Genomic DNA, 22,945 nt, shown 5'->3' on the forward strand with positions numbered 1-22,945 from the left:
GATAGACAACACCTCATGCCTCTCACTCCCGAGGAGCCACAGATTTACGAGAGCGTCCCGGGCACCCGCGCCTCAGCGGGAGCATCCCGAACTCCGCAGGCATCCCGCACCGCAGCCCCGGTTCCCGGCCCCCGCCAGGCACCGCGCCCCGCACCGCCACGCACCGACAGCAAGGGCCCCCACACACCGGGCCGCCCCGGCGGCCCCCAGCAGGGCGACAAGCCCTCCACCCCGGCCACGTCACCCGCCGCGCCAGCCTCGGCCCGTATCCAGCTGGTCGCGGCCACCGACGCGACGGCGGTGGAAGTCGCCGACGAGACCGTCGACAAGCTTCTCGACGAAGGCCGGGCGCCCGGCGAGATCCTGCTGCTGACCACCGGCGGTCAGCATCCGTGGGCGGAGCATGAACTCTCCTTCGGTGAGGATTCCTACTGGCGCCAACTGGCCGACGCGGAGGATGTCTTCTGCGCCCACGCCTCTGCCGTCGCCCGCACCGCCCAGCGAGCCATCGTGCTGCTCGCCGTCAACGGCGGCACCGACCCCGAGGCGACCGCGGCGTTGCCCGCAGCTCTGGAGAAGGCAACCGAGCAGCTCATCGTCTGCGGCGATCCCGAGCGCGTACGCGCACTGCTGTGATGTCTGCCCTCGCCGCGGCGGCCTCGGGTCCGAGGAGCAGCCGAGGCGAGTCCGCAGCCTGCCCGGTCGCGCCGGGGCCGGCCGGTGCCCGGGGTGACCGGCACCGGCGCCGTCCCCGAGCTGCGCTCCCCACCGCCTCGGACCGAGGGTGAGTGCCGCGGGCGGTCGGCCGGGTCGGCCCCTCCCTTCGGTCCGCCCGCGGTCTCAGTTCTGGGTGGCGAGGACCAGCGGCAGCACCTCCTTGGCACCGGCCTGGCGGAGCATCCGCGCTGCCACCGCGATCGTCCACCCCGTGGCGGTGTAGTCGTCCACCAACAGGACCGGCCCCTCCAGGGCGGCGAGGGACTCCGCCAGCTCCGGAGGCAGCATCAGCGCCTCGTGGACAGCGCGCAGCCGCTGGGCGCCGTTGCTGCGCGCGCCGTTCAGCATCCCGAACTCGTCCGCGCAGGTGATCGCACCGAGCAGCGGAATCCGGCCGATGTCCGCGATCCGTTCCGCGAAGGACCGCACCAACTGCGGGCGGGTCCGGGAATCGACCGCCACGATGCCGGCCGGCCGTTCCGGTGCCTCGCCGCCCTCTCCCGAGGACCAGCCGTCGGGTCCCTTGGCCCAGTCCGAGAGAACCGTCACCGCGCCGCGCAGCACATCCTCCGGTACCGGTCCGTCGCCGCCCTGTTCGGCCAGCAGCGGCCGCAGCCGGTTTCCCCAGCCGATGTCGGAGAGACGTCCGAGGGCTCTGCCGGGTGACGCCTGCTGCTGCTGGGGGATCCGCCCCTTGAGATCCAGGCCGGCGGACTGCATTCCGGTGGGCCACATCTTCCGCGGCTCGATCCGCACCCCCGGCCTGTTCAGCTCTCCGCGAGCTGCTGCCACGAGTGACTCGTCGACTTCCGGGCTGAATCTGCTGCCGGTGCAGTTGTCGCACCGCCCGCATGGTGCCGCCGACTCGTCGTCCAGCTCTCGCCGCAGATACTCCATCCGGCAGTCGGTCGTCTCGGTGTAGTGGCGCATCGCCCGCTGCTCGGCCTGCCGCTGCCGCTCGACCCACTCGTACCGATCGGCCTCGTAGTGCCAGGGTCGGCCGGTGGCGACCCAGCCTCCCCTGACCCGCTGCACCGCGCCGTCGACGTCGAGCACCTTCAGCATCACCTCCAGGCGGGAGCGACGCAGCTCCACCCGGGGTTCCAGGGCCGGCAGCGACATCGGGGACTCGGAGGCCGCCAGCACCTCCAGGGTCCGCCGCACCTGCTCCTCCGGGGGGAAGGCCAGCGAGGCGAAGTAGCGCCAGATCGCTTCGTCCTCCTGGCCGGGAAGCAGCAGCACCTCCGCGTGCTCGACACCGCGGCCCGCACGGCCGACCTGCTGGTAATAAGCGATCGGAGAGGAGGGCGAGCCCAGGTGGACCACGAAACCGAGATCCGGCTTGTCGAAGCCCATGCCCAGAGCTGACGTCGCCACCAGGGCTTTCACCCGATTGGCGAGGAGGTCGTTCTCGGCGGCCTCGCGGTCGGCGTTCTCCTGGCGGCCCGTGTAGGAGGCCACCTCGTGTCCGCACTGGCGGAGGAAGGCCGTCACCTCCTCGGCGGCCGCCACGGTGAGGGTGTAGACGATGCCCGACCCCGGCAGGGACTTCAGGTGCTCTCCCAGCCAGGCCAGGCGGTGCGCGGCGTCGGGCAGCCGCAGGACACCGAGACTCAGGCTCTCCCGGTCCAGGGAGCCGCGCAGCACCAGGGCGGGAGACGCGTCCGCGTCGGTGCCGTCGTCCGCCGCTCTGCCGGTACCGAGCTGCTCGGCGACGTCGGCCGTGACCCGCGCATTGGCCGTGGCGGTTGTCGCGAGCACCGGGACGCCCGACGGCAGCTCGGCGAGTATGGTCCGCAGCCGTCGGTAGTCCGGACGGAAATCGTGGCCCCAGTCGGAGATGCAGTGCGCCTCGTCCACGACGAGCAGACCGGTGGAGGTGGTGAGACCGGGCAGCACATGATCGCGGAATTCCGGATTGTTGAGACGCTCGGGGCTGACCAGCAGCACGTCGACCCGTCCGTCGGCGATCTCGGACTCGATGGTCCGCCACTCCTCGGGGTTCGCCGAATTGATCGTGCGGGCCCGGATCCCGGCCCGGGAGGCCGCCTCCACCTGGTTGCGCATCAGCGCCAGCAGCGGAGAGACGATCACCGTCGGACCCGCGCCGCGCTTGCGCAGCAGTGCCGTCGCCACGAAGTAGACCGCGGACTTCCCCCAGCCGGTGCGCTGCACGACCAGCGCTCTCCTCCGCTCCGCGACCAGCGCCTCGATGGCCCGCCACTGATCCGTGCGCAGCCGGGCCGTCCCCTCGCGGTCACCGACAAGATCGGCCAGCACCGCGTCTGCGGCCTGCCGCAGCTTCGTATCACTCATGCGTCCATGCAACCCGATGGCTCGGACATGTGCGGAACCTGGTCTGTGGATAACCCCCGACCGATATGACAACCATGTGGATGGTCTCGGCTGTGGACAACCGGCGGCCGGAAGTCCCGGGGCGGGGGCACCTTCGGGGCATGACACAGCACGACCGCGAATCCAGCGGCAGCGAACCGACCGCTCCCTCCCAGCGGACCGCTCCTTCCGCACAACCGAGCGTTTCCCTGCGCAGTCCTTCCGAACTCGCCGAAGCGCTTCCCTACCTCCTCGGCTTCTACCCGGACGACTCTCTCGTGGTCGTCGCCCTCCACGGCGAGCGGGGGCGGTTCGGCGGGCGCCTCAGGGTCGGCATCCCCGATGCCGACAGCGGTTGGGCCGCTTTCGCCGCCCAGCTCGCCGAATGCCTCGACTCCAGCTCACGGGCACGGGGCACCCGTCCCGACGGAGCCGTGCTGTTCCTGTGCCGGGAACCGGATGCAGAGCGCACCGGAAGGGAGGTCATGGAGCGGCTGCGTCCCCTCGTGCAGCACCTGCGGCGCGCCTGCGGTGAACTCGAGATGCCCGTGTACGAGGCGCTGTGCCTCTCGGCGGGGAGGTATTTCTCCTACTGCTGTCCCGACCCGGGCTGCTGCCCGCCCGACGGCGTTCCCATGGACCATTCCGGCACCTCGGCCATGGCGGCCGCAGCCGCGTACGCCGGAATGCCGATGCACGGCTCACTCCGGGACATGGAGCGGCGACTGGCACCGCTGGGGCCGCCGTTCGCCGAGGAGCAGATCCGTGTCCTGGACGGCGCCGATGCCGAACTCACGGTGCGGATGCTCTCCGAGGAGGGACGTCGGCAGGTGCGTGCCGAGACCCTGACGCTCCTCGCACGGCTCCTGGAGCGCTTCCAGCGCCGATCGCCCGATGCCTCCACGCAGACACCCGCGCAGGACGCGCAGGACGACGGGCTGCTCGGCCACGAGGAATGTGCCTCGGTGATCCTCGCCATCCAGGACCGGGAGACCCGCGACCAGGTCGCCGCGTCGATGGACGGTGCGGAATCCGCGCACGCGCTTCGGCTCTGGCGGGCGCTTGCCCGGCGCTGCGCGGGACCCTACACCGGACACGGGGTACCGCTGATCGCGCTGGCCGGCTGGGTCGCCTGGGAGGCCGGAGACATTCCGACGGCCCGCGTCGCTCTGGGCCTGGCTCTGCGGACCGACCCTGATTACCTCTTCGCCCAGCTGCTTCACCACGCCTGCAACGAGGGGCTCGATCCCGAGCTGGTGCGGCGCTGCCTCAGGAACGGAGGAGAGGCGGAACACGAGGAGGACGAGGACGGACCGCCCGCCGGGGAGGCGGACGGTGCAAGCTGCTGAGCGGCAGTTCTTTCCGGCCCTGCGAAAGACGGAGGAGGTGCGGATGCCGCTGCCTCGGAACGGACTGTTTATCGTCAAGGAGACGACTATGATCACGCCATGCCCTACGACCCGTCGGCCTTCCCGCCCTTTGCTGTCACCGTCGACCTTGTGGTGCTCACCGTCCGCAAGGACGCGCTGTACGCACTTGTCGTGCGCCGCGGGGAGCCTCCCTATCAGGGCAGGTGGGCGCTGCCCGGTGGGTTCGTGCGGGACGACGAGGACTTGGAGTCCGCTGCGGGGCGGGAGCTCACCGAGGAGACCGGACTGCGCTCGCAGGCGCTCGAGGACCAGGACGCGGGGGCGCATCTCGAACAGCTCGCCACCTACGGCGCGCCGCAGCGGGATCCCAGGATGCGGGTGGTCAGTGTCGCGTACCTCGTCCTCGCGCCGGACCTTCCCTCGCCCATCGCAGGCGGAGATGCGCGCAGCGCCCGGTGGACGGCGACGGACGCGCTCCTCGAAGCGGCGGACGGGGCCGACCGGGAAGCGGAGGAACAGCAGGTACCGCTCGCCTTCGACCACGGTGAGATCCTGCGGGACGGGGTGGAGAGAGCCCGATCCAAGATCGAGTACTCCTCGCTCGCCACCGCCTTCTGCCCGGCCGAGTTCACGGTGGGGGAGCTGCGACGGGTCTACGAAGCAGTCTGGGGCGTGGCGCTCGACCCCCGGAACTTCCATCGCAAGGTGACGGGCACCCCGGGCTTCCTGGTGCCGACCGGTGGAACGACGACCAGGCAAGGAGGGCGACCTGCCCAGCTGTTCCGCGCCGGAGGGGCGACACTGCTCAACCCGCCGATGCTGCGACCGGAGGTCTGAGGCCGAACGCTCCGCTGCGGCCCTGCTTCCGGACGGGAACGAGCCGAGCGGCTACCCGGAAAGTCGGAAATATCGCGTTATCGTGCAGAGGTGCGTCTGCCACGCGTTCTGCGGGAGAAGCGATGATTCAGGCCATCGGACTCACCAGCACGGTCCGGCGCAAGGGTCCGCCGCATGTCGACGACCTCAGCTTCGAGGCGCGCCCCGGTGAGGTCACTGTGCTGCTGGGCCCGGCTGGTTCGGGTAAGAGCGAGGCGCTGCGGCTGTTGCTGCAACTCGTTCCGGGACGGGGCGTGGCCCTCTTCCGCGGGCGGCCGGTGCAGCGGATTCCGCACCCGGCCCGGGAGATCGGCGTCCTGCTCGGTGATGTCCCCGCTCATCCGGCCCGTACTGCCCGGGGCCAGCTGCGGATGCTCACCGCGGTGGCGGGGGTACCGCTCGACAGAGCTGACGAGGTGCTGGATCTGGTCGGGCTCAGCGGGCTGGCCGATCAGCGGCTCGGCGACTTCTCGCTGGGTATGGAACGCAGGCTCGGGATGGCGGCGGCGCTCCTGGGCGACCCTCACACCCTCGTCCTGGACGAACCGACGCGGGGACTTTCACCACGGGAAGCCACCTGGCTGAACGGGCTGCTGCGCGGCTATGCGCGGCAGGGCGGACTGGTACTGGCCACCTCGCGCGACCCGAGGCAGACCGCGCGGACGGCGGACCGGGTGGTCTCCGTCGACCGGGGCCGTCTCGTGGCCGACCAGACAGCGGCCGACTTCTCACGAACCCGGCTCCGCCCGCGGGTTGCGGTCAGGACGCCGCACGCGGAGCGGTTCGCCGCGGTGCTGTCGCAGGAGGCACGTGGCGGGGAGCGGTCCGGTGGCGGGCGCGGAGCGATGGAGGTGGTGTGCGAGAGCGGCAGCCGGGTTTCGGTCTACGGGAGCGACTGCGCGGCGGTGGGGGAGTCCGCCTACCGGCACGGCATCCTCGTGCATCTGCTGGCGGACGAGGTCGGGGAGGTCGGAGACCGTTCCGGGCCAGGGCCGCTGAACAGAGCGGACGGACGGGCAGCGTGGACGGAACCGGGGAGTCCGGAGCCACCGGCTGAGGGCGGGGAGAAGGAAGCGGACGGGGCAGGCGCCGGGGCCTGCCCCGCGGATCACGGCGTGCCGGCGGCTGAGAAAGCTGTTGCACAGGAAGAGGAGGAGGCGGCCGGTTCTGCCGGGCACGCCTGCGTTCCCGCGCCCGGCAGCTACAAGCCGGGCGGCTCCGCACCGGGGAGTGACGGTGCGGCCGCGGAAGGGGAGTCGCACGCCGGCCCGCAGACCGGCGGCAGGCGGGAGGCGGAGGCGGCAGAGAACGCCTCCGAAGCGGGTCCGGTCGGGCCGGGGCGGAGCGCGGAGGAGCAGGCTCCGTCGGCCGAGCACACCACGGTCCAGGAAGAAGCTCTGGTTCCGGCGGGGCACGAGGACACGGAGGCGGTTGCGGGTCCCGGCAGCGATCGGAGCCGGCGGGCGCACCGGGGCTCGGGTCTTCCGCACTCAGACCTCTCGCCGTTCGGCACGGATCAGATGCCGGATCATTCTCCGGACTCCGGCCCGGCGCCCGCCTCGGCCTCGGCTCCGGAGCCGGGTCGGACCTCGGTGACGGAGGTACCGGCCCGGACGGAGTCGCGCGCCCCCGCGCAAGGCGCCGACTCCGCAGCACCCCGGGAGCGGACTGCCGCAGCGGTCCGGGACCGGGGGCCGAACGCGGCCGCGATTCAGCCCTCGGCCTCGGAAGGTGCGGACGGGGTCTCGGGATCCGCCACGGATCCGCCGCCCGGGAACACGTCGGCGGCCGGGAACGGGTCACGCACTCCGGCAGGCGGCTTCTCCGGTCCGGCCGGTCCCTCCGGCCCCTACGGCTCGTCCGGTTCGGCGCGAACGGCCGTCGGCGGCGGGACGGCGCTCCCGCTGTCGGCTGTGGTGCGCAGACCGGGGCCGGTGGCGCCGCTCCGGTACGAACTGATGCGGCTGTTCGGTGTACGTACGTCGTGGGTGCTGATTCTCGTGGCGCTGGTGGCGGGATTGGGCATCTCCGCGGTGACCGCGGGGACGGAGGGAGTTCCGGCCGTCCCGGCGACTGGCACCGCGTCCGGGCTGAAGCTGCTGACGGGGTGGCCGCCGGGCTCGCCGTTCCTGGTGCCGCCGACTGCTGTCGTCGCAGGACTGCTGGGAGCCCTGTCGTTCGGCCAGGAGTTCCGCTACCCGGCGCTGGTTCCGGCGTATGTCCCGGTGCCGCGCAGGCTCGGTCTGCTGGTGGCCAAGCTCGGGGTGACTGCCGGTACGGCGGTTGGCCTGTGTCTGGCGACCGTGCTCTGCAACGCGCTGGCACTGAGCCTGCTCTACGGCCCGGACAGACTGGCCGCGACCTTTCCTGCTCACACCTTCGACGGCGCGGACCTCGCCAGCCTCTCCCTTCCGGGCGGTGCCGGGGCCGGGGAGCCGGTCCCCTCGCTGGGGGTGCAGGCCCTGGCCCTGCTCGCGCTCTGCGTCGGTTGCGCCTGGGCAGGGCTGCTGGCTGCCGGAGTCTTCCGGTCGACGGTGCTGGGTGTGGCTGCTGTTGCGGCGGTGCCGACGGTGGTGGCGCCGCTGGTGGGGAGTGCCGCAGTCGGTCCCGGGGGCGCTTCGTTCGAGGGGCTTTCGGACCGGCTGCGTTCGACGATGCTCCTTCCCTGGTCCTCGGCGGCGGAGCAGTCGGGCGCGGTGGCCATGGGGGTCGCGGCACAACCGGTCGGCCGAGCCCTCGCGTTGTCCGTCACGGTGCTGTTCTGCCTGTACGCCCTCACCTCCCTGCGCAGCCGGCCGCGGCAGCGGTAGTCCCGGGTGCGACGGCCGTGCGGGGAGGCGCGGTTGGTGTGCTCGCCGACGGAAATTTCCCCGATCCGGCAGGTGTTCGTTCGTCAAGAGGGCCAATCCGGCACCGCCGGCCCGCGGATGGCTCTGACCACCAGTGATGTGGTCCGTTCTTTCCGATAAGGCGTCAATTGCATGGCAGTCAACGATCACCCTTTCGTGTGCTTTTCACCAAAGCCCTCAAGACTGCGCTGACCTCGGCCGACACAAGTGGTCGTGACTACCCTTGCGCACTCCATGATGACCGCGGCTCGCCCCGTCGACACCGGCCTCGCAGGACCGGGCGAGCTGGACCGCTACGCATACGCCGAGTCGACGGGAACGGCACGCACGACAACCAACGCCTCGGCGTGGGAGGGTTCCGAGGCAGACATGAACCGAGTGGGCCGACGTGCGTCCGGTAGCCGAGGCAGGGGCCTGCACGGTCAACTCGTCCAGCAGCTCGGCCAGATGATCGTCTCCGGGGACCTGGGAGCGGACCGTCCGCTCGTCCCCGAGGAGATCGGCCAGCGGTTCGAGGTCTCCCGCACGGTCGTGCGTGAATCCCTGCGCGTCCTCGAGGCCAAGGGCCTGGTGAGCGCGCGCCCCAACGTCGGCACCCGGGTCCGGCCCGTCAGCGACTGGAACCTGCTCGACCCCGACATCATCGAGTGGCGGGCCTTCGGCCCCCAGCGCGAGGGTCAGCGGCGCGAGCTGTGCGAGCTGCGCTGGGCCATCGAGCCCCTCGCAGCCCGGCTCGCAGCCGGGGAGAGCCACGACGACGTCCATCAGCGCCTCGGCGACATGGTGGAGATCATGGGCCACGCGCACACGCAGGGCGACGCCCTCACCTTCTCCCGCGCCGACGCGGAGTTCCACGGGCTCATCCTCCAGGCGGCAGGCAACCGGATGCTGGAGCACCTCTCCGGCATCGTCTCCTCCGCGTTGCAGGTCTCGGGCGGCCCCACCGCCTGCTGCGACCACCCCACCGAGGACACCGTCACCCACCACCGCCGAGTCGTCGACGCGCTCGTCTCGGGTGAGTCCGCTGTCGCCGAGTCCGCCATGCGCCAGGTGCTGGGCGGGGGCGGCGAGTCGGTGGCCGCCGCACAGCCGGCGCAGGGCGCGCCCGCTCAGGCCGCCTCCGGCCAGTCCGCACAGCCGGCGCAGGCCGCTCAGCAGGGAACCCACGGGGTGCCTGCCGGGGCGGCGCAGCCCGGTCAGCCGGGTGGCACCGGCGCCCCGGGCGGGGCGGACCATGTGGTGCCCGCCCCTCGCGAGCACTGACCGGTGCGGGCGCGCTCGGGGCCGACCACTCGGTGTCGAGCCCCTCAGCGCCCGCCCGGTGCTCCGCACCACCCCGCTTCGTCCCGTATCGCCCGCGTGGCTCGCGCTTCGGCTCGTCGACGCGACCGGTTCGGAGTGGCCGGACGGGCGGGAGCTGCCGCGGCATACGGACGAGGCTGCCGATCCCGGTCCGCCCTCTCGCCCCGCCGCGTCCGATCGGGTCGTACCTGCCCCGGCAGGCCGCTCGTTCCGGGCTCCGCGCCTCGGCCCCGCGACCACGAGGCGGTCTCCCGGCTCGGGCACGTCGGTGTCGCTCGTCGGTTCGGGCTCGTTGCTGCTGCGGCTCCGGCCGTACGGCGCTCATCCGTCGTGCGGTGGGCCCCGGCCCGTGTCCGGCACCTCCGGACGCGCGGAACGCCGGTCCGGGCCGACTGCGCGCGGTCCCGGGACGGTGCGTCTCCGTGCAGGTCCGTCCGCATGCCGATGCGGAGCCTGGTGCCTGGGCCGCCATGTGGATCCGGCGCCTGGGCCGCCTCGTGGATCCGGTCGGGGCGTTCCGTCCGGACTGTCTCCGCGCTCCGGCACGGCCGGTCGCCGTCGCCGGTGCGGACGACCGTGCGCCGAGGTCCGGCGGCCGGAACGCGCCCGGGAATTCGCCGCTCCGCGGCCGAAGGCGCTTGCGCGCACCCGAGCGGGTCCCGCTCCGTTTCCCGGCCGACCCGGTCCGACTCAGCCGGTCGGATCCGCTCCGGTTCGGTTCGGCTCGGGTGGACGGCCCCGACCGGCCGGGACCCGGATCGTGGATCGGCCGGGGCATGCCCTGTGCCAAGGCCGGTCGCAGGGCGGGGGCGAGGCTCTTGTTCTCCCGGGCCTTCGGACGTCTTCGGTGCGCGCCTCCGGGACGTGCTCAGGCGGTACCGCTGGAATGTGCCGCCCGGGGGCGCCTCCGGGGCGTGGAAACGAGACGCCGAACGGATGGTGCCGGACCGAGCGCCGACAGGCGCGTCCGGAGATGTCCGGAGATCCGGAGTGGATCAGGTGCCGGATTCGTGATCGTCTCAGTGTTCGCGGCCCCGTTCGGGATCCGTTCCCTGCCCATCCGTTGCCCGTCCACCGCCCGTCCCCGGCCTCCCTGGGCAGCCGTCGAACGGTCCAGCACGGGGTTCGCCGACGCGTCGGGTAACCTTTTCATCCAGATATTCACACGTATGGGGTGTATGTGGTGTGACTCGGGCCACGTGAATTGGGCGTAACGCTTCCCGTTCCCCTGCGATGACTCAAGAGGTGACAGCGGAGGAGGGAATACGGGCGCTCCGTCCGGGGCTCTTGTTCGTGCCCGAAGTTTCTCCACTGCTCCGCCTGCGCCGTCGGTTCATCCCCGCCGACGGTCCGCCGTTTCCATCGTTCCGAGAGGTTGTTCGTGTCGGCCAGCACATCCCGTACTCTCCCCGCGGAGATCGCCGAATCCGAGTCCGTGATGGCGCTCATCGAGCGAGGGAAGGCTGAGGGGCAGATCGCCGGCGACGACGTGCGCCGGGCCTTCGAGGCTGACCAGATTCCGCCAACCCAGTGGAAGAACGTCCTGCGCAGCCTCAACCAGATCCTCGACGAGGAGGGTGTGACGCTGATGGTGAGTGCAGCCGAGGCGCCCAAGCGCACCCGCAAGAGCGTCGCAGCGAAGACCCAGCCCAAGCGCACCGCCACCAAGACGGTCGCTGCCAAGCCCGCTCCGGCCAAGAAGCCCGCTCCGGCGAGCGCGTCTCCTGTCGCCCCGGCTGCTGCCCCGGCTCCTGTCGCGGCCGCCGCGCCGGAGCAGGGGGCTGCCGGGGAGGACGTCGCGCCGAAGCCCGCGAAGAAGGCTGCCGCGAAGAAGACCGCGGCGAAGAAGACCGTGGCAAAGAAGGCGGCCGCGCCCAAGAAGACCGCAGCCAAGAAGTCCGACGTCGTCGACGAACTCTTGGAAGGCGACGAGGAGCTGGTGGAGGACATCGCTCCCAAGCCCGCGGCCAAGCCGGGCCCCGAGGACGGGCCTGCCGCCGAGATCAAGAACGAGAACGAAGGCTTCGTCATCTCCGATGATGACGAGGACGACGCGCCGGCCCAGCAGGTCGCCGCCGCGGGCGCCACGGCCGACCCGGTCAAGGACTACCTCAAGCAGATCGGCAAGGTGCCGCTCCTCAACGCGGAGCAGGAGGTCGAACTCGCCAAGCGGATCGAGGCCGGCCTCTTCGCGGAGGACAAGCTGGCCGTCGAGGAGAAGCTGGCCCCCAAGCTCCAGCGGGAGCTGGAGATCATCGCCGAGGACGGGCGCCGCGCCAAGAACCACCTGCTGGAGGCCAACCTCCGTCTGGTGGTCTCGCTGGCCAAGCGCTACACGGGCCGCGGAATGCTGTTCCTGGACCTGATCCAGGAAGGCAATCTGGGTCTCATCCGTGCGGTCGAGAAGTTCGACTACACGAAGGGCTACAAGTTCTCGACGTACGCGACGTGGTGGATCCGCCAGGCCATCACCCGCGCCATGGCCGACCAGGCCCGCACCATCCGGATCCCGGTGCACATGGTCGAGGTCATCAACAAGCTCGCCCGAGTGCAGCGCCAGATGCTCCAGGACCTGGGCCGCGAGCCCACCCCGGAGGAGCTGGCCAAGGAACTGGACATGACGCCGGAGAAGGTCGTCGAGGTCCAGAAGTACGGCCGGGAGCCGATCTCCCTGCACACCCCGCTGGGCGAGGACGGGGACAGCGAGTTCGGCGATCTGATCGAGGACTCCGAGGCGGTCGTCCCGGCGGACGCGGTCAGTTTCACGCTTCTGCAGGAGCAGCTGCACTCCGTGCTGGACACGCTCAGCGAGCGTGAGGCGGGCGTCGTCTCGATGCGTTTCGGTCTGACCGACGGCCAGCCCAAGACGCTCGACGAGATCGGCAAGGTCTACGGCGTCACGCGTGAGCGTATCCGGCAGATCGAGTCCAAGACGATGTCCAAGCTGCGTCATCCCTCCAGGTCCCAGGTGCTGCGGGACTACCTGGACTGACGGGCTGCGGGACTGACGAACTGGACGAACTGCTGGAACGGCAGCACTGAGGCCGGTGAACCCTCGATTCGGGGTCACCGGCCTCAGTGCTGCCGTTCCCGACGCGCGGGACTCCGGCGCCCGGCAGGCGGGTGGTGTCCGCGCGCCGGTGTCGGAGTACCGGCAGCGCCGGCCGCGGGCAGCGGAACCGACGGCGAAGAACCGGCGGCGCCGGCGCGTTGCCCGGGGCGGGTCCGGCCCCCGCGGTCGCTCGTCCGTGTGAGTGTCCGGCGCTTGTCCCGAGCCTCCCGGGATGCGACTCGCGTGGACCCGGAACACCCTGGGTAGCCAGAGAGTTCCGTACGGTCAGGAGGCCGGTCTCATGCGATCGATGCGCTGTAAGCGAACAGGAGCCCGCCGCGTCCCGGGTCGCCCCGGAAGTCGCCCCCTCGTCGTGGGGGCGGTGCTCATAGCGGCGCTGCTCGCTCCGGTGGCCCCGCAATCCGTCGCGCAGTCCCCCACCCACGACTCGAGCCCCGGCAAGGTCGTCATCGGAGGCTCCCCGGTGAGTGCCGAGGCCCACCCCTGGGTGGTGGCGCTCTCCAGCCGGGCCCGGTTCGGACCGCGGCGCTCCGGCCAGTTCTGCGGGGGAGCCCTGGTCGGGCCGCGTACGGCGGTCACGGCGGCGCACTGCCTCAGCCGCGAGGTGCTGGGGGCGGACTCCTCCCGGGTCGACGATCTGCGGGTGATCACGGGGCGCGGGGATCTGACGAGCACGGCCGGCAAGGAGATCGCGGTCGAGTCCTCGGAGGTCAACCCGGACTACGACCCGGCATCCAACAGGGGTGACATCGCGGTGCTGCACCTGGCGTCCTCCGTGCCGGGGGATTCCGCCCTCCCGTTGGCCCAGGAAGGTGATTCCGGCTACCGGGCCGGTACGCCGGCCTCGGTCTACGGCTGGGGTGACACCACCGGCCGCGCGGATTACGCGACCACGCTGCACGCCGCACGGGTGAACGTGCTCCCGGACGCGGACTGCCGACGGGCCTATCCCGGTTCGCTGGACGGAACCTACGACCCGGCGACCATGATGTGTGCCGGGTTGAAGCGGGGCGGCAAGGATGCCTGCCAAGGGGACAGCGGAGGTCCGCTGGTCGCCCGGGGCAAGCTCGTGGGACTCGTCTCGTGGGGGATCGGCTGCGGTCAGGCGGGGCGTCCCGGTGTCTATACGCGGATCTCCGCGGTTCGATCCTTCGTCGGCGACCAGAGTGGCGCTCCGGCCCCGGCTGGGAGCTGAGAGGGTCGCGGGGCGCACTCCGGAGGGTGTGCGCCCAGGGGGTCCGTGGCCGACGGTGGGTGACGGGCGCGAGGCCCGTGAGGGGGTGCCGCCCGGTCGGGCTTCGCTCTCGTCACCCGTCCGGACGAGAGAGTCACGGTGTGTCGTGCACCGGAGATGTCGAGGCGGGAGTCATCCGGCGCCGACAGGCGTCAGGTGCCGGTAGCGGACGTCCCGGCTCGGCCCCCGGGAGAGCCGGAAATGACGAGGGCGGGCGGTCCTCCCGCGTGGGGAGGACCGCCCGCCGGATCCGGCCTGCGCCGGGGAAGCTCGTCGGACGTGGACGCGAAGCGTCGCTTCGGACGTAAAGCGTCGTTTCGGACGTGGAGGCCGAGGGTTCGGCTCAGCAGCTCAGCGTTCGTCCTCGCCTGCGGTGGCGGGAGCCGCGGTGAGCTTCTCCGTCTCGTCCTGTATCTCCGCGGCGATCTTCTTGAGCTCCGGCTCGAACTTGCGGCCATGGTGGGCGCAGAACAGCAGCTCTCCGCCGCTCACGAGGACAACGCGCAGATACGCCTGAGCGTTGCACCGGTCGCAGCGGTCGGCTGCCGTCAGCGGAGTCGCGGGGGTCAGAACTGTAGTCACGTCGCCTCTTCTCTAGCTCGACGAGCTGTCGTACCAGGGTCAACATCCAACCAGGCCGAAAACGTTCCCGCACTGGCCTTCATTCCCGAACTTTTTTCGCCGGGAGGCCGGATTGTTGCCGGGTGGCGGCGAATGGGCCGTGTTGCAGGGGTTGGGGGCTTTCCGTCGGTGGTCCGTCGATGTGTTCGGTCTGTCGTTCGGTCTGTGACGGTGGGTGGTGGCCGATTCTGCCAGTGGCGCCGGCAGGTCTGTTTCGTGGCGTTGTGTCGTCCTCCGACTCCGAGCCGTTCAACCCGGCGTTGTGGAGGACGTGCCCGGAGCCTAAATGGTTCATGCCTCGATGGGAACGTGATGTGTACGGCACCCGGGCTCTTATCGAACAGGATATCGAACGTGGGATAGCATGGCAGTTCTCCTGTTCCGTCCGCTGGGTCGCACGCCACGTGCCCTCTTGGGCCTCGGTACCCTCTGACGCGGCAACCCAGCCGTCTCATGCAGAATTCAGCGAGGAGCGAACCGCGTGACCGCCGATATGTCCGTGCCGTCCACCGCACTGCTGACCGGGGCAGACCGCGAGGGCGGTTCCAATTACACAGCGCGGCATCTGCTCGTCCTGGAGGGACTCGAAGCCGTCCGCAAACGGCCCGGCATGTACATCGGCTCGACCGACAGTCGCGGCCTGATGCACTGCCTCTGGGAGATCATCGACAACTCGGTCGACGAAGCCCTGGGCGGCCACTGCGACCGCATCGGGGTCACCCTGCACGACGACGGCTCGGTCGAGGTCAGCGACAACGGCCGCGGCATCCCGGTGGACGTGGAGCCCAAGACCGGGCTCTCGGGCGTCGAGGTGGTGATGACCAAGCTGCATGCCGGCGGCAAGTTCGGCGGCGGCGCCTATGCGGCCTCCGGTGGTCTGCACGGTGTGGGCGCCTCGGTCGTCAACGCGCTCTCCTCCCGGCTGGACGTCGAGGTCGACCTCCACGGCAGGACCCACAGCATCAGCTTCCGCCGCGGTGTGCCCGGCATCTTCACCGAGTCCGGGCCCGATGCGCCGTTCGACCCCTCCAGCGGGCTGCTCAAGGGCAAGAAGATCCCCAAGAACCGCACCGGGACCCGGGTGCGCTACTGGGGGGACCGGCAGATCTTCCTCAAGGACGCCAAGCTGTCGCTGGAGACGCTGCACGCGCGGGCCCGGCAGACCGCCTTCCTGGTGCCCGGACTGACGATCGTGGTGCGGGACGAGCGCCGCCTGGAGGACGAAGGCGTCGCGGAGGAGACGTTCCGCTACGACGGCGGCATCAGCGAGTTCTGCGAGTACCTCGCACCGGACCGGGCGGTCTGCGACGGGCTGCGGCTGCAGGGCAAAGGCACCTTCAAGGAGACGGTGCCGGTGCTGGACGACCTCGGGCACATGATCCCCACCGAGGTGCAGCGCGAGTTGGGCGTCGACATCGCGCTGCGCTGGGGGACGGGGTACGACACGACGCTCAAGTCGTTCGTCAACATCATCGCCACCCCCAAGGGCGGCACCCACGTCTCCGGGTTCGAGCGGTCGGTCACCAAGACGGTCAACGAGGCGCTGCGTACGCACCGGTTGCTCAAGGTCGCCGACGACGACGTCGTCAAGGACGACGCGTTGGAGGGGCTGACCGCCGTGGTGACGGTCCGGCTGGCGGAGCCCCAGTTCGAGGGGCAGACCAAGGAGGTGCTGGGCACCTCGGCCGCCTCGCGGATCGTCACACAGGTCGTGGCCAAGGAGCTGAAGGCGTTCCTGACCTCCTCCAAGCGGGATGCCAAGGCCCAGGCCCGGGCGGTGCTGGAGAAGATCGCCGCCGCGGCCCGCACCCGGGTCGCCGCGCGGCAGCACAAGGAGGCGCAGCGCAGGAAGACCGCGCTGGAGTCCTCCGCGCTGCCGGCCAAGCTGGCCGACTGCCGCGCGGACGACATCGACCGCACCGAGCTGTTCATCGTCGAGGGCGACTCGGCGCTGGGCACCGCCAAGGTGGCGCGCAACTCGGAGTTCCAGGCGCTGCTGCCCATCCGCGGCAAGATCCTCAACGTGCAGAAGTCGTCGGTCTCCGACATGCTCAAGAACGCCGAGTGCTCCTCGATCATCCAGGTGATAGGAGCCGGGTCCGGACGGACCTTCGACATCGACCAGGCCCGCTACGGCAAGGTCATCTTCCTGGCCGACGCGGATGTGGACGGTGCCCATATCCGCTGCCTGCTGCTGACGCTCTTCCAGCGCTACATGCGGCCGATGGTGGAGGAGGGCAGGGTCTTCTCCGCGGTGCCGCCGCTGCATCGCATCGAGCTGATCAACCCGAAGAAGGGGCAGGACAAGTACCTGTACACCTATTCGGACAACGAGCTGCGCCAGACGCTGCTGGAGCTGGAGAGCAAGAAGGTCCGCTACAAGGAGTCCATCCAGCGCTACAAGGGCCTGGGCGAGATGGACGCCGACCAGCTCGCGGAGACCACCATGGACCCGCGGCACCGCACCCTGCGGCGGATCAACATCAGCGACCTGGAAGCCGCCGAGGAGGCGTTCTCGCTGCTGATGGGCAGTGAGGTGGCCCCGCGCCGGGAGTTCATCAGCTCCTCCGCCTCCACACTGGACCGCTCCCGCATCGACGTCTGACCGGCGGCCCACCGGCCCGCGGCGCCCCACCCCTGCACTCCCGAACCAGGTTTCACCTGAAGGAGTGAAGGGGTGGGATTGCGCTGAAGGTGATCTTCAGGATGCGCGCATTCTGGGGCATGCGCATCGACGATCCCTGGCACGACGCCCTCGCCACGGGCGGCGCCGAGGTCCACGGCACTCCTGTCGACACCCCGCCCCGGCGGACGGCACCGCCTCCCCGGCGGGAGCCGGTGCCGTCCGCCGTGCACGGCGTCTATCCCACCGTCCAGCGCAGCGCCGCCTTCCGGCAGGTACGCCGCCGCTACCGGCGCTTCGCACTGCCCGCCAGCGCGGCGTTCCTGCTCTGGTACCTCGGTTATGTGCTGCTCGCCGTCTGCGCACCCGGTCTGATGGCGAGACCCGTGGCCGGTGTGCTGAACGTGGGAATGGTCGCCGGCCTCGCACAGTTCGCCACCACATTCCTGCTGACCTGGCTCTACGCCCGACATGCCCGGCTGCGCAGGGACCGGCTCGCGCTCGAACTGCGCTGGGAGACCCAGGACATGGCCCGCGGCGCGGTCGCGGCGGCCGGGGGGCCCGGTGGCGCCGCGTCCGGGACGATCGGGGAGGCCGCGAGGTGAGTGGCCATCATCAGTCCCTGACGCTGCTGCTGTTCAGCGCCGTGGTGGCCGCCACCCTGGCCATCACCAGCTGGGCCGGGAGCAGGCGGCGCGGCTCGGCGGAGGAGTTCTACGCCGGAGGCCGGCTCTTCACCCCCCTGGAGAACGGTTTCGCCCTCGCGGGCGACTACATGTCCGCCGCCTCCTTCCTCGGGATAGCCGGACTGATCGCGCTCTACGGCTACGACGGGATGCTCTACTCCGTCGGATTCCTGGTGGCCTGGCTGCTCGTGCTGCTGCTCGTCGCCGAACTGGTACGCAACTGCGGCCGCTTCACCCTCGCCGACGTGGTCGCCGTACGGATGCGCGAACGGCCCGTGCGGATCGCGCTGGGGTGCTCCTCGATGGTGGTCTCGGTGCTGTACCTGGTGGCGCAGATGGTGGGTGCGGGCAGCCTGGTGGCGCTCCTGCTGGGCGGCCACGGAGCGGCCGTGCACACCTGGACGGTGCTGGGCGTGGGCGCGCTCATGGTCTTCTACGTCATCTGCGGCGGGATGCGCGCGACGACCTGGATCCAGATCGTCAAGGCGGTGCTGCTGATGGGCGGTGCGCTCGCGCTCAGCATCCTGGTGCTGCTGCGCTTCGGCGGTGACCTGGCCCAGTTGCTGACCAGCGCGGCCGGACGCAGCGGCCACGGTGCGGACTTCCTCGCACCCGGTCTGCGCTACGGCGGCGCCGGGTGGGCCTCCCGGCTCGACTTCATCAGCCTCGGCCTGGCCCTCGTGCTGGGCACGGCCGGACTCCCGCACATCCTGGCCCGCTTCTACACCGTGCCGACCGCGCGGGCGGCCCGCCGGTCGGTGGTGTGGGCGATCGGGCTCATCGGGAGCTTCTATCTGATGACGATCGTCCTCGGCACCGGTGCGGCCGCGCTGGTGGGCTCGGACGCGGTGCGCCGGTCGAGTCCCGGGGGCAACACGGCCGTCCCGCTGCTCTCGGCCGAGCTGGGCGGCGGCGCGGACTCCACCGGGGGAGCCGCACTGACGGCCCTGGTCGCCGCCGTCGCCTTCGCCACGATTCTGGCCGTGGTCGCGGGGATCACCCTGGCCGCCTCGGCCGCCGCGGCGCACGACCTGTACGCGTCGTGCGCCCGGCCCGGTACCGCCGCCGGGCGGGGTGACCCCGCCGGGGCCCCGCACGCCCCGCGGCGGCGTGGCGGCGGCCGGAAGCGGCAGCGCGGCGACGGCAACCGGACGGACGAGGTCTTCGTCGCCCGTGTCGCCGCCGTGGTCGTCGGTGCCGTCGCCATCGGGCTGAGTCTGCTCGCGCAGGAGTTGAACGTGGCGTTCCTGGTGGGGCTCGCCTTCGCCGTCGCGGCCTCGGCCAACCTGCCTGTCCTGCTGTTCGCCCTCTTCTGGCGGCGGTTCACCACGCGCGGAGCCGTCTGGTCGGTCTACGGCGGGCTGCTGCCCGCGGTGGTCCTGGTGGCGTTCTCACCGGTCGTCTCGGGCAGCCCGCAGGCTCTCTTCCCCGGCCGGGACTTCGCCTGCTTCCCGTTGGAGAACCCCGGCCTGGTCTCCATCCCGTTGGGCTTCCTCGCGGGCTGGCTGGGCACCCTGCTCTCCCGCGGCGACGCGGACCCGGCACGCTACGCCGAGTCCGAGGTGCGTTCCCTCACGGGAGCGGGCGCGGTGTGATCCTCCCCCTGCCTCCGCCCGGTCGGGCGGCGTCAGCCGGGCGCGGCCGCCTCATCCCACGGGCGGCTCGCCCCGGCGCGGTCCGCGGCCGGCCCCGGACTCCCGCGGATGCATGGCCTCCGGAAGGACGACGGTGAACTCGGCACCGCCGTCGGGGCTCTCGCCCACCCGCGCACTGCCGCCGTGCCGCTCGGCGAGCCGCCGGACGAGCGCGAGCCCGAGGCCCCGGCGGCCGTGCGCGGGCGGCTCCTTGGTGGACCAGCCCTCGGTGAAGACGGCCTCGCGGTGTGCCGCGGGGATGCCGGGACCGCTGTCCGCCACCCGCAGCGTGAGGCCCGTCCCCCGCGGCCCCTCGTCGGGGGTCAGTCCCACCGTCACGCGGCCGCCGGGCGGGCCGGCGGCCGCGTCCAGGGCGTTGTCGACCAGGTTGCCCAGGACCGTGGTCAGCTCCGGTGGGTCCACCAGCCGGTCGGGCAGCAGGGTGCCCGGTGCGATGCGCAGGGAGAGCGAGCGCTCCGCGGCCACCGTGGCCTTGCCGACGAGCAGCGCGGCGAGCATCGGGTCGCGGATGTGCTCGGAGATCTCCTCGGCTGTCGCCCGGTGCACACCGACGGCATCGCTCAGATAGTCCACCGCGTCCTCGACCAGGCCCAGTTGCAGCAGTCCGAGCAGGATGTGCATCCGGTTGGCGTGCTCGTGGTCCTGAGCGCGCAGCGCGTCGATCAGACCCTGCGAGCCGTCCAGCTCCCGGCCGAGGAGTTCCAGCTCGGTCCGGTCGCGCAGGGTGGCGACGGCACCGCCGTCGTCGGTCGGCATCCGGTTGGCGACCAGCACCCGGCCGCCGCTGACGGTCAGCAGATCCGGCCCCGGCACCTCTCCTGCCAGCACCCTGGCCGTGCGGCCGGGGCCCAGGGCCTCGTGCGGAGACATCCCCAGGTGCTGCCGGCCCAGGTCGAGCAGCCGCTGCGCCTCGTCGTTGACCAGCCGCAGCCGTCCGGCCGCGTCCAGCGCGACCACACCCTCCCGGATGCCGTGCAGGACGGCTTCCCGCTCGGCCAGCAGCGCGGTGATGTCCGAGAACGCCACGTCGTGGGTGCGCCTCTGCAGCCTGCGGAAGACGAGCAGCGCGGCGAGCGCGCCCACCCCCAGTGCGCCGCCCGCGTAGGCGAGCAGACCGGGCAGGGCGCGGGTGAAGCGGTCGCGCACGCTGTCGTAGGCGATACCGACCGAGACGGCTCCGACGACGTGTCCCTCGGCGTTCCGCAGCGGCACCTTGCCCCGGGCCGATCTGCCCAGCGTGCCCTCGTCGATGTGGTGCACCTCCCGGCCCGCCAGTGCGGGGCCGGGATCGGTGGAGACCCGGTGGCCGATACGGCCCGGCTCCGGGTGCGACCAGCGGATGCCCCGGGTGTCGAGTACGACGATGTAGCTGGCACCGGTAGCCTGCCGGACGCGCTCGGCGACGCGCTGGACCGGGCCGTCCGGCCGCGGGCCCGCGACGTCGGTCAGCAGGTCGTCCAGCCCCGGCTCCGCCGCCGTCGCCTGGGCGATGGCCAGTGCGCGGCGTGACGCCTGGTCGTCGAGCTGGTCGCTGAAGGGTGCCAGGAAGAGCCCGGTCGCCACAGCCGTCACTCCCGTGACCACCGCCAGCTGCATGAGCAGCACCTGGGACGAGACGCGCCGGGGCCAGCCGGGCGTGCGCAGCGGGCGCGGACGTTCCGGCGGCCGCGGTCCGGGCGGGTCCGAGGCGGAGGCGCTGCGGGGCGGGGACGTGCCGGTGGGGGTCACGGGGCAACCTCTCGGCGGGCGGGGACGGGCTGCGGGTCCCCCGGACGGAGGACGTCCCGGACGGTACCGACCCGTGCCGACGGCCGCACCACAGCGGACGCTCCCGGCCCGGATGCGTCCGAGGCAGTTGCGGCCCAGCAGCCATCCGTGGGGAAAGTCCTCCCCGTCGGACGTCCCGCACCGGAGCTGTACCGGACGGCCACCCCTCCGGGCCTCGCCAGTCCCCGCCGTTCCGGCTGACGTCCTCAGTCGGGGTGCGGGGCCGGCAGTTCCTCGAACCGGACCACGTCCATGCGCACCGGTGCGGCCGGTGCGGCACCGCAGCTCGCCGGAAGCGGAGGACCTCCGGAGCGCTCGCTCAGGGCCACGTTCCACCGGCGGCCGTCGACGTGCGTGACGGTCACCTGCCAGCGCCGCTCCTCGCGGCCGTGCCGCGCGGGCTCCGGGCGCACCGCGGACACCGTCAGCGCGTGCGCGGCCGCTTCGCCGGTGCGCTCACGTACCGCCAGGTCGGCCGTCTGTCCCGGACGGTCCCAGGCCGACCGGCCGCGGCAGCCGTCCGTCAGCACGAGGCCGTCCCGGACGGCGTCCACCACGCCCTTCACCGCCGTCGCGGTGAGCCGCCCGTACGCGTAGCCGTGGGGCAGCACCAGCAGGGTGGGTGCGAACCGGTGGCCGCCGATATGGGTGATCTCCCAGACGTCCGCCCCACCGGACGCCGCCAGTTCGGCCGCCAGCGGCCGCCCGAGCAGGGCGCAGCAGCGGTCGCGCCTGCCGTTGGTGCACACGAGGGCGAGGGGATCGCCCTCGTACGGCTCCCAGCAGGGGCCCGGAGGCGCGGTGTCCCCCGGCGCGGATCGCGCCTCCGGGGGAGCGGTGTCCAGCGCCGCGAAGTCCAGTTCGCGCAGCGCCGCCAGGCCGTCGCCCCGGAGCGTCGTCGTACGGATCCACGAGTCGCCGGGGACGGTGCGGGCGAGGAACACCCGGTGTCGCGCGGCGGTGGCGCTCTCGGCGTGCCGTCCGGGGCGGCGGATCAGGGCGACCCGGCCGCCGTGCGCGCTCGCCGCCGCGTCGAGCGCCTGCCCGAGGTCGGGGTCCAGGCGGCTCTGGGTCAGTGCCTTCCTGCCCCAGGGGCCCGGCTGCTCGATCAGCAGCCAGGTGCGGGCTGTCGCCGCCGTGCCCGCGAGAGGCTCGGCCAGGTCCCGGGAAGCGGTCGCACACGTGCTCACGCAGGCGAGCCTAACCTGGCGTGCGGCGGTGTGCGCCGGCGCGCTCCCGCGTGCCCGGACCTCCGCCCGCCCGCCCCCTGGTGGACATGCCCGGCATGCCTCTCCGGCGCGCTCCCGCCCGCGCTTCGGACGGAGAGTCCGGGATGCCCTGCGCGGAGCACCGCCGAGTCCTCTTCGGTACGATCGGCACGCGTTCCGCGGCCGCCGGAAGGGAGCCGCGGAGCCGCCGGAGCGGTACGAGGCAGGAGGTTCGTCAGGCGTGCGCGGCACGGAGACCGGATCGCGACGGGGCGCGGTGGGCGGCCGGATCCCGGTCGTGGTGCTGGCCGGGTTCCTCGGCTCGGGGAAGACCACACTGCTGAACCATCTGCTGCGCACCGCCAGAGGCACCCGCATCGGCGCGATCGTGAACGATTTCGGAAGCATCGAGATCGACGCCATGGCTGTCTCCGGTCAGGTGGACGCGATGGTGTCCCTCGGGAACGGCTGCCTGTGCTGCGCGGTGGACACCAGTGACATGGACGAGGTCCTCGACGTGCTCGCGCGGCCCGCGGCCGGGATGGACGTCATCGTGATCGAGGCCAGCGGGGTGGCCGAACCGGAGACGCTGATCCGGATGGTGCTGGCCAGTTCCAGCCCGCACATCGT

Annotated in this window: 15 protein-coding genes; 11 read left to right on the forward strand and 4 right to left on the reverse strand. The window is 71.9% G+C overall.

Annotation, left to right across the window (positions count from 1 at the left end; translation table 11 throughout):
* Positions 1–15 precede the first annotated feature (15 nt).
* Positions 16–636 (forward strand): hypothetical protein, encoded by a 621-nt coding sequence (locus A949_RS36980; RefSeq protein ID WP_078534520.1) that lies wholly within the window; start codon positions 16–18, stop codon positions 634–636.
* A gap of 204 nt (positions 637–840) precedes the next feature.
* Here the strand turns inward: A949_RS36980 and A949_RS0131005 are convergent, their stop codons facing one another.
* On the reverse strand, positions 841–3,033 hold the full coding sequence (locus A949_RS0131005; protein ID WP_019359958.1) for a RecQ family ATP-dependent DNA helicase: 2,193 nt from the start codon (positions 3,031–3,033) through the stop codon (positions 841–843).
* Between the two features lie 140 nt (positions 3,034–3,173).
* Here A949_RS0131005 and A949_RS0131010 point away from each other — a divergent pair, with 140 nt between their 5' ends.
* From A949_RS0131010 to A949_RS0131035, 6 genes are all read left to right on the forward strand, one after another.
* Positions 3,174–4,400 carry a DUF4192 domain-containing protein gene (locus A949_RS0131010; RefSeq protein WP_019359959.1) on the forward strand — a complete coding sequence of 409 codons (1,227 nt, stop codon included), beginning with the start codon at positions 3,174–3,176 and terminating at the stop codon, positions 4,398–4,400.
* Positions 4,401–4,499: 99 nt separating this feature from the next.
* On the forward strand, positions 4,500–5,258 hold the full coding sequence (locus A949_RS0131015) for an NUDIX hydrolase (protein ID WP_019359960.1): 759 nt from the start codon (positions 4,500–4,502) through the stop codon (positions 5,256–5,258).
* Between the two features lie 122 nt (positions 5,259–5,380).
* Positions 5,381–8,107 (forward strand): ATP-binding cassette domain-containing protein, encoded by a 2,727-nt coding sequence (locus tag A949_RS0131020; RefSeq protein WP_019359961.1) that lies wholly within the window; start codon positions 5,381–5,383, stop codon positions 8,105–8,107.
* A gap of 273 nt (positions 8,108–8,380) precedes the next feature.
* Positions 8,381–9,409, forward strand: a complete 1,029-nt coding sequence (locus A949_RS0131025) for a FadR/GntR family transcriptional regulator (RefSeq protein ID WP_026005210.1) — start codon at positions 8,381–8,383, stop codon at positions 9,407–9,409.
* A 1,420-nt stretch (positions 9,410–10,829) separates the two neighbouring features.
* Positions 10,830–12,440 (forward strand): RNA polymerase sigma factor, encoded by a 1,611-nt coding sequence (locus A949_RS0131030; RefSeq protein ID WP_026005211.1) that lies wholly within the window; start codon positions 10,830–10,832, stop codon positions 12,438–12,440.
* A 433-nt stretch (positions 12,441–12,873) separates the two neighbouring features.
* Positions 12,874–13,716, forward strand: a complete 843-nt coding sequence (locus A949_RS0131035) for a trypsin-like serine protease (protein ID WP_019359964.1) — start codon at positions 12,874–12,876, stop codon at positions 13,714–13,716.
* Positions 13,717–14,106: 390 nt separating this feature from the next.
* On the opposite strand, the gene A949_RS0131040 is transcribed toward A949_RS0131035, so the two are convergent.
* Positions 14,107–14,337 carry a DUF7455 domain-containing protein gene (locus tag A949_RS0131040; RefSeq protein WP_026005212.1) on the reverse strand — a complete coding sequence of 77 codons (231 nt, stop codon included), beginning with the start codon at positions 14,335–14,337 and terminating at the stop codon, positions 14,107–14,109.
* A 520-nt stretch (positions 14,338–14,857) separates the two neighbouring features.
* On the opposite strand from A949_RS0131040, the gene A949_RS0131045 reads away from it, so the two are divergent.
* The 3 genes from A949_RS0131045 to A949_RS0131055 all read left to right on the forward strand — a co-directional run bounded on the left by A949_RS0131045 (position 14,858) and on the right by A949_RS0131055 (position 19,280).
* Positions 14,858–16,981, forward strand: coding sequence for a DNA gyrase/topoisomerase IV subunit B (locus A949_RS0131045; RefSeq protein WP_026005213.1), 2,124 nt, complete (start codon positions 14,858–14,860; stop codon positions 16,979–16,981).
* Between the two features lie 101 nt (positions 16,982–17,082).
* Entirely contained in the window at positions 17,083–17,604 is a 522-nt protein-coding gene (locus tag A949_RS0131050; protein WP_237735952.1) for a DUF485 domain-containing protein, read from the forward strand.
* Entirely contained in the window at positions 17,601–19,280 is a 1,680-nt protein-coding gene (locus A949_RS0131055) for a solute symporter family protein (RefSeq protein ID WP_019359968.1), read from the forward strand. Before A949_RS0131050 ends, A949_RS0131055 begins: the two co-directional genes overlap by 4 nt.
* Before the next feature lie 51 nt (positions 19,281–19,331).
* On the opposite strand, the gene A949_RS35185 is transcribed toward A949_RS0131055, so the two are convergent.
* Positions 19,332–21,068 carry an ATP-binding protein gene (locus A949_RS35185; RefSeq protein ID WP_019359969.1) on the reverse strand — a complete coding sequence of 579 codons (1,737 nt, stop codon included), beginning with the start codon at positions 21,066–21,068 and terminating at the stop codon, positions 19,332–19,334.
* A 245-nt stretch (positions 21,069–21,313) separates the two neighbouring features.
* Positions 21,314–22,297 (reverse strand): sucrase ferredoxin, encoded by a 984-nt coding sequence (locus A949_RS0131065; protein WP_019359970.1) that lies wholly within the window; start codon positions 22,295–22,297, stop codon positions 21,314–21,316.
* A 259-nt stretch (positions 22,298–22,556) separates the two neighbouring features.
* Between A949_RS0131065 and A949_RS0131070 the strand changes: the two genes are divergently transcribed.
* Positions 22,557–22,945 (forward strand): CobW family GTP-binding protein (locus A949_RS0131070; RefSeq protein WP_026005214.1); only part of this gene is annotated, 389 nt, incomplete at its 3' end.

Source organism: Streptomyces sp. AA1529, assembly GCF_000280905.1.
Classification (GTDB): domain Bacteria; phylum Actinomycetota; class Actinomycetes; order Streptomycetales; family Streptomycetaceae; genus Streptomyces.

Coding starts and splice junctions, on each gene's coding strand:
- A949_RS36980 (WP_078534520.1), top strand. CDS start 16: ATGCCTCTCACTCCCGAGGAGCCACAGATTTACGAGAGCGTCCCGGGC.
- A949_RS0131005 (WP_019359958.1), bottom strand. CDS start 3,033: ATGAGTGATACGAAGCTGCGGCAGGCCGCAGACGCGGTGCTGGCCGAT.
- A949_RS0131010 (WP_019359959.1), top strand. CDS start 3,174: ATGACACAGCACGACCGCGAATCCAGCGGCAGCGAACCGACCGCTCCC.
- A949_RS0131015 (WP_019359960.1), top strand. CDS start 4,500: ATGCCCTACGACCCGTCGGCCTTCCCGCCCTTTGCTGTCACCGTCGAC.
- A949_RS0131020 (WP_019359961.1), top strand. CDS start 5,381: ATGATTCAGGCCATCGGACTCACCAGCACGGTCCGGCGCAAGGGTCCG.
- A949_RS0131025 (WP_026005210.1), top strand. CDS start 8,381: ATGATGACCGCGGCTCGCCCCGTCGACACCGGCCTCGCAGGACCGGGC.
- A949_RS0131050 (WP_237735952.1), top strand. CDS start 17,083: ATGCGCGCATTCTGGGGCATGCGCATCGACGATCCCTGGCACGACGCC.